This window comes from Roseofilum sp. Guam, assembly GCF_017746735.1.
Taxonomy (GTDB): Bacteria; Cyanobacteriota; Cyanobacteriia; order Cyanobacteriales; family Desertifilaceae; genus Roseofilum; species Roseofilum reptotaenium.
In genome coordinates this window covers 34,872-49,938 of record NZ_JAGHZN010000016.1, presented here as the reverse complement: position 1 = coordinate 49,938, position 15,067 = coordinate 34,872, and the positions used below count along the sequence as shown (strand labels likewise).

The window sequence follows — 15,067 nt, the reverse complement described above, 5'->3', positions numbered from 1 at the left end:
GTACTCTTAGGATCTGATGGATGTCTATTCAGTTTTCCACCCTAGTCAACCTATTGAGCGCCCAGTTATCCCGTAAGATTGCGGGTTGGGTGTTTGTAAGTTTAATGGCGATCGAAGGGCTTATTTTAATTCCGTCCTATTCTCGGCAAGAACAACAGGAGTTAATGCAACTTGAAGAAGTCTCTTCAGCGGTTATTGATTCTATTGTCCGTTTAAGCTCACTGGGAATGGATAACGATCCAGAGTTTTATCAAAAGCTAAAAACGATAACAGAAGATTCGATTATTGTGGGAGTTACCATTTACGATCGCACTGGAAAAGCCATTTCTGAGTTTGGCGAGTCACCCGAAATTTCCTTTAAGCAAACCCAACAGGCGGACATTGTCCGCGATCGTAACTGGAATGGACTGCGCTATGATGTGGCTTGGTCTGGAGACTATTTAGGCATTGAGTATACTTTGGTTGCTCGCCACAATGCTGAACGGATTCAACCCTTGCTCAATGCCTATAAATGGCGAATCCTGGGATTAGTGATCATTATCGCGATCGTAGTCACATCCTCAACCTTATTGGTTTTAGGGATAACTGTCATTATTCCTATTCTACGCCTGAGAGATGATTTGATTGCCGCAGGAGAAGCCTTATCGAATCCGGATCATCACCCTGTTAATCTTCAATTTTATTCTTTTTCTTCTAGCCAACGCTCTGATGAATTAGGCGCAGTCATGCAAGCCTTTCATCAAATGTTTGTTCGAGTGTATCAGGAGCAAGAAAAATCAGAGCGCTTATTGCTCAACATTTTACCCCAGGCGATCGCCTCTGAATTGAGAAATGGCCACTCGACTATTGCCAATGGTTTTGCTGAAGTTACCATCCTGTTTGCTGACTTAGTGGGGTTTACCCAACTGGCCGAGCGGTTTTCACCGTCTGAATTAGTCGGGTTTCTCAATCAAATTTTTTCTCAGTTCGATGCTCTGACTCAAAAGTATCATCTAGAGAAAATAAAGACTATCGGTGATGCTTACATGGTCGCTGGGGGAATTCCCATAGAGCGATCCGATCATGCAGAGGCTATTGCTAATATGGCCTTAGAGATGCAAGAGGCGATCAAGCAATTTAATCACCAATCTCAAGAACAATTTAAGATCCGCATTGGCATCAATACTGGGCCAGTTGTTGCTGGAGTGATCGGTACAAAAAAATTTAGTTATGACTTGTGGGGAGATGCTGTCAATACAGCGAGTCGTATGGAATCCCATGGTCTTCCTGGCATGATTCAGGTCAGTCAATCTACCTATGAAAAACTCCAGGGAAAATATCATTTTCAAGAGCGGGGAGAAATTCCTATCAAAGGCAAAGGTGCACTGAAAACCTATTTTTTAATCGGTAAACTGCAACAAAAAGGGCTACCCTAAATTAATAGGATAGCCGCTGACAAAAATTAAATTAGGGAATAATTAGACTGTGCCATCAACAAAGCGGCCAAAGAAATCAGATCCCAGATTTCGCTGGAATGGAGTGAGTGTCTGGACATCAAACCTATCGACACCCAAATTATAGTCTTGAAGGACTGCCAGAACCTGGTTGTTCAAGTTGTTGAAAATAATTGTATCGTTAGCGGTTCCTCCAACAATGTTCTGGCCGGTATCGAATCTCAAGTTAGCATAGACTAGACCACTGTCTAGACCTATCTTATCTTGTTGAGGATTGAAATCAGTAATCACATCAGCATTCAGGGGGTTAGCTGGATCGACTGTGCTGTTGGGCACTCCTCCAATCACTGTATCAAATCCATTGCTACGAATAACAAAAGTATCGGACCCTGCTCCTCCGGTTAACTGATCTCTACCAAAGTCACCGAAAAGCCAGTCGTCACCAGCACCACCATTAAGCTCGTCATTTCCTCGACCACCTCGTAGGGTATCCTCATCTTGATTCCCCGACAGGTTATCGTTACCTAGATTGCCGAGAAGCAAGTCTCTACCAGAAGCACCAATTAGACGGTCATTTCCTTGGCCACCAGCAAGTTTATCTTGATTATTGCCGCCATTAAGCCAATCATTGCCTGCGTTCCCTAGAATTCGTTGGTTACCGACACCACCAATCACGGTATCATTTCCATTAAGCATCCAGAGTCCACCAGGACCGGTGGCAAAATTAGCCCCCAGACTCACAAAATCATTCACTGGTTGTGTATTTGTACCGAAAGGGGTCGCAACAGTTCGAGATAAACCATTAACTCCAAAAGGGTCGTTGGTTAATACAGTAGGTATGATTCCCATAATCAATCACTCCTCACGTTAAATAGCTATGGTTATGGCGTACGCCTAGAAGATTATAGCAGTAGTCTCCCTGAAGTGTGTCAATCCCTCTCACGAATCTCTTAAAATTGCTTCTAGGTAAATGATTCGGAGGACAGATCCAAAATAATCAATCAGGTCTTCTTCATCGCTGGCTGCATTATAGCTTGACGAGGTTATTGATAGGTTAGGAATTAGGCTAAAGTTTCTGGACAGTATCCTAGTCCCATCACAAATTGTTTGCGAAAAGTTTCTATTTCGATGCGATTGGGTCTTCCATGGGATACGACTGCTACTTGGTAGCGACGCATGACATGGGTGGGGGATTGACCGGTTTCTAGACTCCATAGGGCCATTTGCACACGAATCTCTGGTTGATATGCAAATCCTAATTCGTTCAGGACGGCACGGAAGTTACCCGCTTCTTGTGAATTGAGTTCTCGGGCCAGCTTGATCCGGACGACCCAACCATCAATTTGATGAATAACGGTAACAAAATCGACCTGAAATTGAGGTAAAAGGTTTAGATATTCAATAATCCGGAGGGTTAAGCTGGCATTCGCGAGGTAGTAAAGATAGTCCATAAATTTTCCTTCAGTCACCTGGCAAATGCTACAGTTCCATTGTCTCTGGATAGCGGAGATCATGAGTAGGGGAAGGTTCCCCGATATGATCTGGGTAGATTCCCCCAATTTTGGTGGGGGAGTGGGGAGATGGGGGACACTGGGCACGGAGACACGGAGAATGGGGTATCTTGAAGAGTGTTGATTGGAATTGAGTGATGGATCGAGAGCGCGAATTAAGGGATGATCAGGATTATGATTTGGATGCGTATGATTACGTTCTCCCAGAGGAGTGTATTGCCCAAAATCCAGTTACTCCTAGAGATAGTTCGCGGTTGTTGGTGGTAGATTCATCCGCAGGATGTCATCATGGAGTGTTTCGCGAGTTGCCCCAATGGTTGCGGCGCGAGGATTTATTGGTAATGAATGATACTCGTGTGATTCCGGCGCGGTTGTATGGGTATAAGTCTACGGGGATGGAGATGGAGGCGCTGCTGCTGGAGAGAGTGGAGCGTCATGTATGGTTGGCACTGGTGAAGCCGGGACGACGGTTGAAACCGGGGGCTGTGGTTGAGTTTTCTGCCCATGGCGGTGAAGATTTGCCCCCATTAAAGGCAAAGATTCGAGGGACGGATGAGGCGACTGGGGGGCGGTTTTTGGAGTTTGAGTTATCTGGAGATCAAGAGTTACAGGATCTGTTGGATGATTATGGTCATGTGCCGTTTCCCCCTTATGTGACGGATACGCAGGCAGAGGCGGATCAGTATCAGACGGTGTATGCACAGGCAGCAGGTTCGGTGGCTGCGCCGACTGCGGGGCTACATTTTACGCCTCGGCTCTTGGAGGAGTTGGAGGATTTGGGAATTGAGCGGGCAATGGTGACGTTGCATGTGGGGGTAGGGACGTTTCGCCCGGTGGAGGTGAAAGATATTCGCACCCATGAGATGCATCAGGAGTGGTTGGAGGTCTCTGGGGAGACTTGGCAGAAAGTACGGGAGACTCAAAAGCGGGGTGGACGAGTCATTTCGGTGGGCACAACCTCAGTGAGAGCGTTGGAAGGAGCGGCTCATTGGTGGAAGTCCCAGGATTCGCTAGATCCGAATTCCGTAGGAGCGGGATTTTATGGCAAGACGGATTTATTTATTTATCCAGGGTATGAGTGGCAGGTGGTTGAGGGATTAATTACAAATTTCCATTTGCCTCGTTCGAGTTTGTTGATGCTGGTGAGTGCTTTGGTGGGCCGATCGCGACTAATACAGTTGTATCAGGAGGCGATCGCCGAGGACTATCGCTTTTATTCATTTGGCGATGCGATGCTGATCTTACCGGAAGCTCGGTTCTGAGCCTGAACAAGAACATCAGTTCAGTTCAAATTGGAGAGCAATATAATAATGAATACTAATGGTGTGGTTTGGGGAACGGTAGTGGCGATCGCCCTGGTTATGGGTTTTCCAGCGCTCTCATCCGCCGAGGAGCCGAGCGCAGATGAGTTTTATCGCTTTGGGGTGGTCTTGCAGCAAGAGGGGTTATTGGAGGAAGCGATCGCCCAATATCGGGAGGCTTTGCGCTTAAATCCCCAGTTGGCCCAGGTGTATGTGAATTTGGGGGTTGCCTTGACAGATCTCGGAGATCGAGAGGAGGCGATCTCCGCCTATCAGCAGGCGTTGCGGGTCGATCCGGGGTTGGGGGAGGCTTATTTTAATTGGGGTAATGTTTTGATTGGTCAAAATCAGATTAACCAAGCGATTGAGAAGTATGAACGGGCGGTTCAAGTGCAGCCCAATTATGACAAAGCGTATTACAATCTGGCCAATGCTTTGGCGTTGGTTGAGGAGTTTGAGGGGGCGATCGCTGCGTGGAATCAGGCAATTCGGATCAATCCAGAGTTTGCCCAAGCGTATGCCAATTTGGGGGTAGTCTTGCATCAGCAAGAGCAAATTCCTCAAGCTCTGGCAAGTTTGGAGAGGGCCTATACATTGTTTCAACAACAGGGGAATTTAGGGCAAGCGGAGAGGATTGAGGGATATTTACAGCATTTACCCAATAATGAGTGATTAATGGTCTGAGTTGGCGATCGCCTCGGTAACTTCAGTAATGGTCTCGAAGTCAAAGTTCTTGACTAGAGTCGTTAAAGTATGAGCGAGAGGGCGATCTCCTTCTTCAATTTCAGTAATTAAAGCCAGGAGCAAGTCGCTGTCTGCTTCAGTGGCGGCTTGATGTAGGCGATCGAGCCAGGATTTAGGCAGGGGGGTGAGGCGATCGGGGGTAAGGGCGATCGCTTCTCTAGCTAACCGTAAATCATCCTCACCGATCCCTTTTTCTTCTTCATAAACATACTCAATATCAAGATAACGAGCCATCTTTTCCAGCAACTCTACTTCATCAAACGGTTTACTCAAATAATCATCACAACCACTGGCTAACATCTTTTCTTTATCCTGGACAAAAGCATGCGCACTTAAGGCAATAATCACCGTTGATTTCCCCCCTGGAAACGACTTAATTTTTTCAGTTGCTTCATATCCATCCATCACCGGCATTCGCATATCCATCCAGATCAAATCCGAATGCCTAGTTTTCCAAATCTCAATAGCTTCGAGTCCATTCACCGCTTCCTGGACTTCAAACCCAACTCGTTTTAATAAATTTACGAGCAATATCCGATTCGGCCAATGATCCTCAACCACCAAAATCTTATACATGGGTTGGCCTTTAGCAATACCGATGATTTTTCGATTTTTCTGGAGTGAACTTTGACTTTCAGGATCAGCAACTTTGACTGGAATATAAAACTCAAATACGGTTCCTTCACCCAAGGCGCTACTTACCCAAATATCTCCACCCATCAACTTTATAAATTCACGAGTAATCGGTAAACCTAGTCCTGTACCTTGATTCAGTTTTATACTCTGATTAACCTGAAAAAATACATCAAACAAATTTTCTAGATCATCTGGAGAAATTCCTATACCAGTATCTTGTATTTTAAACATCAGACACCTATTTTCTTGCTCACTTTCTGGGTCTTCATCTGGACAGTATTGGTCAACTTCCACTTTAATCCACCCTTGTTCTGTAAACTTAATCGAATTATCAATTAAATTAATCAAGATCTGTCTTAGTTTTCCTTCATCAGTCTTCAAAAATTGATCGACATTATCCAGAGGAGCAAATATTAAATTCAAGTGTTTCGATCGAGCCTTGAGAGACAACATTTTATCAATACTTTTAAGGAATTTATATAAGTCAATGTTGACCTCATAAATTTCTGATTTCCCTGCTTCAATTCTAGATAATTCCAGAATATCATTAATCAACTTCAACAATTGTTGACCACTGTGAAGAATTACCTCTAAATATTGATTGCGATCTTCAGACGTTATATTTTCTTTTTTTAAAATCTGTGCGAACCCTAGAATGGCATTGAGTGGAGTCCTTAGTTCATGGCTCATACGGGCTAAGAATTCACTTTTAGCACAATTGGCTTGTTCGGCCTCTTCTTTAGCAATTTGCAATTCCAAGGTGCGAGAGTGAACTCGACTTTCAAGTTCTTCTGTAATTTTTTTTAAAGCGACTTCTGCCAGCCTCCTTTCTTCAATCTCATGGTAAAGCTGTTGGTTTTTTTTCACTAAACTCTGATTTAATAATCGTAGTTTTAGATGAACTTTAATCCGAGCCAATACTTCTTCTTGACGAAAAGGTTTCGTGATATAATCCACTGCACCCAGAGCAAAACCCTGCATCTTATCCTCAATTTCTCCTAATGCAGTCGTAAAAATAATAGGAATATCTTGAGTTGAAGGAGAAGACTTAAGGCGACGACAGGTTTCAAAACCATCAATGCCTGGCATCATCACATCTAAAAGAATTAAATCAGGCTTGGCATATTCCACTTGTTCAATCGCACTTTCTCCATCAACGGCTACTAAAATTTCCCATCCTAAATCTTTGAGAGTATCCGATAAAACTTTTAAGTTCGTTGGATTATCATCTACAATTAGAATAACGATCTCTTGTAAAGCATTGTGACTATGGGGAAAGAAATGCATTAGAGTATATCAATCTTGTCTAAACTCACGATATCAAGACTATATCTAAATATTAGGTCAAAACAGATATGATCACAACAGTCAATCACTATGGTTCTGCTCCCCCGTGTACAGGGTTGAGAGATGAGTCTGATACTTTATAATACATGAAAAATAGATTGACTACTCCGTTCATCATACTCTATCTATCTGTATATATTGTTGTATAAAGGACTGTGCTTTAGCGATTGATACTGGTTATTCGTAAAAATCCTGGTGTTGACTCACGTGATTCATTAAACTTGTAAAGTTTTATGACACTGAATCCAAAAGGTTCAAAATGGACAGTTAGTCACTAGGATAATATTAGGTCGGATAAGGGAAAGCGTTATAATAAGAGTTAGACTACTCTCTACCCATGGGTAGAGAGTGACACTGAGGGTTCATCAAGCTTACAATTATTAACCATTATCAATAATCCATGGTGGAGACCAATCTCAAGCTGAAGGACACAAGTATGACAGAGATTGAAGAGAATGAATCCTTACAAAATAAGTCGTTAGATCCTGAAAGAAATAGTGAAATTTCTAGACTTCAATCGCTGAATTGCTCTCAAGATATTCCCCTGAGATTACTCTTAGTCATTCCCTTTATTGTACAAATTGTGGGAGCAGTGGGATTAACGGGATGGTTATCTTTACGCAATGGTCAACAAGCGGTGCGGGCAGTGACATTACAACTTCGAGATGAAGCCAGTGCTAGGATTAGGCAACATTTGGATGATTATCTAGAAGTGCCTCGGATCGTTGCCCAAGTGAATACAAACAGCTTAGAATTAGGACAATTAGATACACAAGATCCATCTCGTTTAACTCGTACCTTTTGGCGACAGAGAAATTTGTTCGATCCGATTGAAGTTTCAGCGATTTATTTTGGCACAGTAGAGGGAGCATTCACGGGTTTAGGATTTCAGAACGATCAAACTTGGCAAGTGGGAATATCTGGTGAAGAGACAGATTTTCATTTTTATAGTTATGCGACAGATGATCGAGGAAATCCAACTGAACTTCTAGAAAAGGGAAATACTTACGATCCGAGGGTGCGTCCTTGGTACAAAAAAGCAGTAGAGGCTCAGGAGGCAACTTGGAGTGATATTTATGCCGATTTTAAGGAACCGAGGTTGAAAATAACCCTAGCTGAACCGGTATTTCAAGAGTCGGGAGAATTGTGGGGAGTGTTAGGGGTAGACTTTGTGTTATCGCATATTCGTAATTTTTTGCAAGCGATTAGAATTGGTGAATCGGGAAAAACGTTTATCATGGATCGTTCTGGTTTTTTGGTGGCAACTTCTACTGAAGATCTACCTTTTATGATTAAACCAGATACGGTAGAGCGATTGCCAGCCGTTGAGATAGAGAATAGGGTAATTCAAAAAACAGCCCTATATTTGTATGATCGTTTTGGAGATTTTGAGAAAATCAAAGAGGCGTTTAATTTAGAGTTTAATCTTGATAGAGAGCGTTATTTTTTACAAGTTGTTCCCTTTAGTCAAGGACAGAATCTAGATTGGTTAATTGTGGTCATAGTTCCAGAATCTGATTTTATGGGACAAATCAAAAAGAACACTCAACGGACGATCGCCCTCTGTCTGGTTGCTCTATTCGTGGCGACCTGCTTTGGATGGATAACGGCGAAGTGGATCACCGATCCGATTATGCAGTTAAGTGATGGGAGTCGTCGGTTAGCGAGTGCGGCTCTGACACGCTGGACTCATGAAAGTTTAGCTCAAAATGTAGCGGTGAAAGGTGTAGCTGAATTGAAAATTTTAGCTGAATCGTTTAATCAAATGGCTAATCAGCTCCAAGAGTCGTTTACAGCTCTAGAAAAGAGTAATGAGGAATTGGAGTTACGGGTAGAAGAGAGAACTGCTGATTTACGTCGAGAGCAGGAAAAATCGGAAACGCTGTTGTTGAATATTCTGCCAGAGGCGATCGCCAAACAGCTCAAGCAAGAAGCTCAGGCGATCGCTGAACATTTTGAATCGGTGACGATCCTATTTTCTGATATTGTCGGCTTTACCTCTTTATCTTCCCGCATGGCTCCCATTAACTTGGTCACTTGGCTCAATGAACTGTTCTCTAGCTTTGATTATTTAGTCGAAAAACATGGATTAGAAAAAATTAAAACCATTGGTGATGCGTATATGGTGGTTGGAGGTCTACCTGTTCCCCAACGTGAGCATCAAGCAGCGATGGCAGCGATGGCCTTAGAAATGCAGGAGAGTATGCAACAATTTTGTTTAGAGAATGGAGAATGTCTACAAATTCGTATTGGTCTTCATACCGGCCCAGTGGTTGCAGGAGTGATTGGTGTGCGCAAGTTTAGTTATGATTTATGGGGCGATACGGTGAATGTGGCTTCACGGATGGAGTCTTCGGGGATGCCGGGAAAAATTCAAGTCAGTGAGCAATTTTATCAGAGTCTTAAAGACCAGTTTGAGTTTGAAGAACGGGGAATCATTTCGGTCAAAGGCAAGGGGAAGATGAAAACCTATTGGTTGGAAGGAGTCGGGAGAATCTGAGCCATTAGGGATTAAGATCGGGATATGTGCAAAATTACGATACGAATCAAATTGTAGCGAAAATGACTCAAACCACCAACGCTCGTGACCTTTTCCAAAGCGCTTATGAAAATCGTTATACCTGGGATGACGAGTTTCCGGGAATGAGTGCTGAGATTGATATTGAACAAGGCAATGAAATCTATAGTGGTTCCATTCAGATTAACCAAGATCTAACTATTGAAATCTCTGGTATTGAGAATGAGATGGTGAAAAAATCGGTAGAAACCCAACTTAAGGATGTGGTTACTCACCGTAAGCGTAGAGCTTTTGAGGAGACCCATGGGAAAAATAGCTTTACTCTGGGTGAAACGGATGATTGCGGTGCAGTAGGAATCCAGGTTTCTGGTGCAGCGATGGGTTCAGAATATAGAGTGCGCGATCGCGTGATTTGCTATGTGCAACGGGTGGTCGGTCAAATGACGTTTTATATTGATACCCATGAAACTTTGGATACGGGAGAGGGATATCTACCCACCCGCTATGAGGCCGTGTTCCGTAATACGGAGACAGAGGAGATGATCCAGCAGGTGCAGTTTGAAGACCGCTATCAACTGGTTGGGGATTATTTTTTGCTTACCCATCAAACTTTGCATACGGAACGCCCAGATGAAAAAGTGACTACCCAGTTTACGTACTCTAAGATTAAACTGTTAGAGCCAAGTGTGGTTTAGGGCGATCGCTGAATTGCAAGAATCGAGTTAAGATAATTTAAGGAATTTTATGTCCATTGTGGTGAATCAAACCTATGTCTAGCACTTTAACCCCTCCCCTGGAATTAACCCCGGACAATGTAGAAGCTGTTTTAGATGACCTCCGTCCTTACCTGATGGCTGATGGGGGGAATGTAGCGCTCGAAGAAATTGATGGCCCCATTGTGAAACTGCGTTTACAAGGTGCTTGTGGATCTTGTCCGAGTTCGGCAATGACCCTGAAAATGGGAATTGAGCGTCGTTTGCGCGAATTTATTCCAGAAATTGCTGAAGTTGAACAGGTTCTCTAGCGCACTGCGCTGGTAATGGGTTATTGGAGGTTATCAACCTCTGTGCAAGTCAATTTCAGCCATTACTGACCATCGATAACCTAACTTATACCTGAGCTGCTACTGCTTGCTCTATATTCCGAAGATGGGTTGGCCAAGGGGCTAACCCATTTTTTCACACTCCAGTAAGTGAGAGCACTGTGTGCTGTTATGGAGTATAGCGCTGCGCGCTAGGGAATAGGTCAGGGGCAAAGGGCTTAAGCCCCTTGTTTATTTTTGCATTTTATTTTGATATTGACAATTTTGATTGTAATTGTTAGACTTGAACTATGAAAACATTGCAACAGCTTTCACGAGAGCAGCCCCTCTGGTCTCTGGAGGAATTTGCTCAGGTGTTAAATGAGTTGTTGCCTCAATTCTTACCAGATCAAAAATCCCAGTCTCGGCGATCGCGTGAAGAGGTCAACCCTCGTTTAGTACGTCATTATGCCAGCCAAGGATTACTGGATGAGCCATTAAAACAGGGGAGGAGAGCCAGCTATACTTACCGCCATCTGTTACAGATGTTGTTAATCAGACGATTACTCAGTGAGGGATTCGGCATTAGTGCCATGCAATCGTTTGTAGTAGCAAAAACAAATACTGAGTTAGAGTCCCTGTTACAGGGAGGAATTCAACTATCCTTAGAACCAGCAAATCCGGCTTTAGCCTTTCTGCAACAAGTGAAAGAGCGATCGCCAGAAGCCTCCCCTCCGAACCAACGGAACCTCAGTCCCCCTAGTCAAAAAATCACACGGGTTTCCGAGGCAACACAATCAGCCCCAGAAGACTGGAAACACCTAGAAATTTTACCGGGTTTAGAAATTCATCTGCGCTCAGATGTCACCTTACCCACCAGCCCCCAAGAGCAGGAAAACCTGGTGCAGGCGATCGCCCAGGCCCTCTTAGCTCTGCGTTACCCCTAATTGCTTTGGAGAGAGTTTTTATGCAACCGGCGATCGAATTTATCCCCCTACGTGCAGCTTTATGCACAGAAATCCCCACCACCTTAGATGTTTTAATCCGCCTTACCCCTCCTGCCCCCCAAGTGACCTCCGAACGGCCCCCCATCAATCTCAGCTTAGTGCTAGATCGCTCCGGTTCCATGGCAGATCGGAACAAAATCACCTTCACCAAACAAGCGGCTGCCTATGCCGTCAATCAATTGCAATCGAGCGATCGCGTTAGTGTTGTTACCTTTCAGAGCCACATCAACACCCCCGTTCGCAGTCAACTCGTACAAAACAAACGCTATATCCTGCAACAAATCGAACAAATTAATGTCGGGGGAGGAACAGCCCTTCATGCCGGTTGGATTGAAGGAGGCGTACAGGTCAGTCAACATCTCAAACCCAATTCCCTCAACCGGGTGATTTTGCTCTCAGACGGCATTGCTAACGTGGGCGAAACCAACCCCGATGTGATTTCCACCGATGTCCATGGACTCGCCCAGAGAGGAGTCAGTACAACAACAATGGGCGTGGGCGATGACTATAATGAAAGTTTATTAGAGGCGATCGCTGCCAGTGGCGATGGCAACTATTACTACATCGAAAGTCCCGACCAACTGCCCGACATTTTCGCCATGGAATTGCAAGGCCTGATGGCAACCCTGGGCAAAAACGTCACTTTAAGCTTCACTCTCCCCTCCCAAGTACAACTGCTCGATATCTTCAACGACTTTGCAACCCTTCCCAACGGCCAATATCAACTGCCTAACCTCATTGCTGGCAATCCCTTTACCCTTGCCCTGCGGCTCAAAGTTCCCGCCCAAACCCTCCCCTCAATCCTCACCCTGCACCTTTCCTGGGATGATATTGAAACCAGTACACGCCAACAAATCGATCAATCCCTCAGCTTACCCTGGATTAACCGTCAAAGCTTAAACGAATTTCCCTTTAACCCAGAAGTACAACAAGAAGTTGCAGCTCTCCTCGCCGCTCGTGCCAAAAACGAAGCCGCCGAGCAAGCCAGACTGGGCCAATATGACCTCGCCGAACAAACCATCGCCAAAGGAATGGAACTCATTCAGGCAGCTCCTGCATCCACCGCGATGAGTCAAGAATCAGAGTCCTTACAATCCTTAAGTACCAACTTGAAACGGCGGGAATACGAGCAATTTCAAAAGCGCAGTCATTTTGAATCCCATAGTCGCTCTCGGGCGTGGGGACAGTCCCGCTATGAAGAATATCAACAAGAGCGCCAAAAGAGAGTAGGGACTTCAGGACAGGCAGCAAAACCTTGGCAACAGATCCAAGGACGAATTAAAGTTGTTAAAGGAGACATTACCCAAATTGCAGTCGATGCCATAGTCAATGCCACCAATCCTCTGATGACCGGCACATTTGGGGTAGATTCCGCCATTCACCGAGCCGCCGGGGCAGAATTACGCCAAGCCTGTAACGCCCTCGTGACCTGTGATGTGGGAGAAGCTAAAATTACTCCCGCCTTTAATCTTCCTGCCCAAGTTATCATTCACACAGTTGGCCCTGGTTGGCAAAACGGGCGCGCTCAGGAAGAAGAACGGCTGACTAACTGTTACCGCAATTCTCTCAATTTAGTCGTACAAAAGGGATTAAAAACTGTCTCTTTCCCTTCCATTGCCACTGGTGCGTTAGGATGTCCCCCAGACTGGGCTGCCTCTATCGCCCTACGGACTATTAGCCAAGTCTTGCAACAACAGTCCTCAATCGAGCAAGTCATTATTGTCTGTTGGGACGATCGCAATTACCAATGTTATCAAGCCATTTTGTAATCTATAGTACTGGGCGCTAGGGAAGAGGGAATAGTGAACACGCGGTTGTTCCTATTCCCTCTTCCTTCTTACTTGTTTATGTCCGCAAAGCAGAAAGCACTATAAAATAGAGCCACAAGCAACGGGTGCCGATCGCAGACATGATTTTTAAACAGTCTAATGAGCTAAATGAACTCTGCCTTAATGATTTTGAGGGAAAGCTAACCCAGACTATAGTTTTGTCCCCTATTAGTTGGTCAACCTATCAAGCCATGCTTAGGGATATGGGACAAAACCGGACAATTCGCACTGCCTATAGTCAAGGTATTCTCTCCCTAAAAAGTCCTTCTAGAGTGCATGAAAAGATTAATCGCTTATTAGCTGCCATTGTCCAAATCTTAAGCAAAGAACTCCATTGCCAAGGACACAATTTAGGCTTGAAAACCATAGAATGTCCAGACATGGCTCAAGCTATTGATCCAGATAGTGGATTCTATTTCAATTCTTCCGTCCCCGAAACTTCAGAGGGTGGGGAAGAGAAAACCGGACTGCCAGATTTAGTCATTGAAATTGATCTGACCAGCCCCTCAACCCAACGAATGGATATTTATTCTGCTTTAGAGATACCCGAAGTTTGGCGCTATAGCAAACGTCGAGGTTTAGTAATTTGTCAGCATCAGACCTTCGAGTATATCGAATCAGAACTTAGTCACATTTTCCCTAAGGTAACTGCCACTCGATTAAATAATTTTCTTATTTTGCGCCAAACTCAACCTCACAATCGAGTGATTCGAGCCGTGCAAAACTGGAGTTGGAAATTGGAGCAGCGAAAATGATTCTGAAGACTTAGAAAAAAAGAAATACATCTACGCTCAATCTGGTATTCAAGAATACTGGATTTGCAATCTCCAAAATCAGCAATTGTATGTCTTTTTCAACTTAGCGCAAGGTGATTATCAAACTACCTTGAAATTCGATCAGGGAACCGTTTCACTCCAATGTTTTCCAGACATTTCCATTGATATTCGATGACTTTTGAGTTAAATCAGCTACGGTTCGGTTGTTCTTGGAGTATTTTCCTGGACAAAAATAGCTAATACCATTTCTCTTTAAGTTTGCAACTCATGATTTCTATTGAGGCAATTGTCTGAGAGTATTCATTAAGCGTAATATCATGGAGAAATGGGATAACCCTCTTCTATCAAACTGGGAAAACACTTGTCTTGACTGAATTCTAGAACTCTTACAGTATCGGCGATCGCGACAGTTTTTCCTAACAGAAACTCGAAAATCCAGTCAGATCAGTACATGTCTCTCTCCATAAGGGATACAGCGATCGCGATTTCCGAAAGTGATAGAAGAGGGATAACTCCTGCCAGTTTCAGTTGGTCAGGCACATCGAATTTTGTTGACACACCCCTGAGTTTAGCTGAGGCAAGTTTCTCCAGTCTATGTAATCAATCATTCTCCAACAAGTTTAGATATTCAGGGATACTAAAAGATTTGTTACCATTCATCCACGCTTTCCTAAATGCATTGTAAACCCGATCTCTTGTGATCTCATCTTTAAAATTATCCAACATTTCGATTTCATTTACTTCCATGCATTCACTGGATTTATCTACACCCATACCTCTTATGCGCCGAGCATGGATTGCATAGGTTCCACCTTCATAAAGTGAAAAACCTCTATAAACACAATCGAATCGGTTTAAATTAAAAAGATCAAGATCTTGATTTTCTACAATCATTTTATTCTCCTCTCTTGTTGATACTGTACTTATAATATTCCCTTCGTATT

General features: G+C 43.9%; 14 protein-coding genes. 10 read left to right on the top strand and 4 right to left on the bottom strand.

Annotated elements, in window-relative coordinates; genetic code table 11:
* Positions 1-20 precede the first annotated feature (20 nt).
* Positions 21-1,415 carry an adenylate/guanylate cyclase domain-containing protein gene (locus J7529_RS07800; RefSeq protein WP_318728518.1) on the top strand — a complete coding sequence of 465 codons (1,395 nt, stop codon included), beginning with the start codon at positions 21-23 and terminating at the stop codon, positions 1,413-1,415.
* Between the two features lie 42 nt (positions 1,416-1,457).
* Here the strand turns inward: J7529_RS07800 and J7529_RS07795 are convergent, their stop codons facing one another.
* Both J7529_RS07795 and J7529_RS07790 read right to left on the bottom strand, forming a co-directional pair.
* Positions 1,458-2,282, bottom strand: a complete 825-nt coding sequence (locus J7529_RS07795; RefSeq protein ID WP_318728517.1) for a hypothetical protein — start codon at positions 2,280-2,282, stop codon at positions 1,458-1,460.
* Positions 2,283-2,494: 212 nt separating this feature from the next.
* Entirely contained in the window at positions 2,495-2,884 is a 390-nt protein-coding gene (locus tag J7529_RS07790; RefSeq protein ID WP_271944527.1) for a hypothetical protein, read from the bottom strand.
* Between the two features lie 197 nt (positions 2,885-3,081).
* Here J7529_RS07790 and queA point away from each other — a divergent pair, with 197 nt between their 5' ends.
* Together queA and J7529_RS07780 are read left to right on the top strand one after the other, a co-directional pair.
* Positions 3,082-4,206 (top strand): tRNA preQ1(34) S-adenosylmethionine ribosyltransferase-isomerase QueA, encoded by a 1,125-nt coding sequence (gene queA, locus J7529_RS07785; RefSeq protein ID WP_318728516.1) that lies wholly within the window; start codon positions 3,082-3,084, stop codon positions 4,204-4,206.
* A gap of 48 nt (positions 4,207-4,254) precedes the next feature.
* Positions 4,255-4,917, top strand: coding sequence for a tetratricopeptide repeat protein (locus tag J7529_RS07780; protein WP_318728515.1), 663 nt, complete (start codon positions 4,255-4,257; stop codon positions 4,915-4,917).
* Here the strand turns inward: J7529_RS07780 and J7529_RS07775 are convergent, their stop codons facing one another.
* Positions 4,918-6,912 carry a response regulator gene (locus J7529_RS07775; RefSeq protein WP_318728514.1) on the bottom strand — a complete coding sequence of 665 codons (1,995 nt, stop codon included), beginning with the start codon at positions 6,910-6,912 and terminating at the stop codon, positions 4,918-4,920.
* 496 nt (positions 6,913-7,408) lie between these two features.
* Here J7529_RS07775 and J7529_RS07770 point away from each other — a divergent pair, with 496 nt between their 5' ends.
* From J7529_RS07770 to J7529_RS24645, 7 genes are all read left to right on the top strand, one after another.
* Entirely contained in the window at positions 7,409-9,472 is a 2,064-nt protein-coding gene (locus J7529_RS07770) for an adenylate/guanylate cyclase domain-containing protein (protein ID WP_318728513.1), read from the top strand.
* A 26-nt stretch (positions 9,473-9,498) separates the two neighbouring features.
* On the top strand, positions 9,499-10,185 hold the full coding sequence (locus J7529_RS07765; protein ID WP_313898688.1) for a DUF3386 domain-containing protein: 687 nt from the start codon (positions 9,499-9,501) through the stop codon (positions 10,183-10,185).
* Positions 10,186-10,259: 74 nt separating this feature from the next.
* Positions 10,260-10,514: a NifU family protein gene (locus J7529_RS07760; RefSeq protein ID WP_271944454.1), complete on the top strand. Its 255-nt coding sequence runs from the start codon at positions 10,260-10,262 to the stop codon at positions 10,512-10,514.
* 308 nt (positions 10,515-10,822) lie between these two features.
* On the top strand, positions 10,823-11,458 hold the full coding sequence (locus tag J7529_RS07755) for a MerR family transcriptional regulator (RefSeq protein WP_318728512.1): 636 nt from the start codon (positions 10,823-10,825) through the stop codon (positions 11,456-11,458).
* Positions 11,459-11,463: 5 nt separating this feature from the next.
* Complete coding sequence (locus J7529_RS07750; RefSeq protein WP_318728511.1) at positions 11,464-13,287, top strand: macro domain-containing protein; 1,824 nt, start codon at positions 11,464-11,466, stop codon at positions 13,285-13,287.
* A 218-nt stretch (positions 13,288-13,505) separates the two neighbouring features.
* Positions 13,506-14,102 carry a Uma2 family endonuclease gene (locus J7529_RS07745; RefSeq protein ID WP_318728510.1) on the top strand — a complete coding sequence of 199 codons (597 nt, stop codon included), beginning with the start codon at positions 13,506-13,508 and terminating at the stop codon, positions 14,100-14,102.
* A gap of 85 nt (positions 14,103-14,187) precedes the next feature.
* Positions 14,188-14,298 carry a hypothetical protein gene (locus J7529_RS24645; protein ID WP_413038835.1) on the top strand — a complete coding sequence of 37 codons (111 nt, stop codon included), beginning with the start codon at positions 14,188-14,190 and terminating at the stop codon, positions 14,296-14,298.
* 425 nt (positions 14,299-14,723) lie between these two features.
* Here the strand turns inward: J7529_RS24645 and J7529_RS07740 are convergent, their stop codons facing one another.
* Positions 14,724-15,017: a hypothetical protein gene (locus J7529_RS07740; RefSeq protein WP_318728509.1), complete on the bottom strand. Its 294-nt coding sequence runs from the start codon at positions 15,015-15,017 to the stop codon at positions 14,724-14,726.
* Between the last annotated feature and the right edge of the window lie 50 nt (positions 15,018-15,067).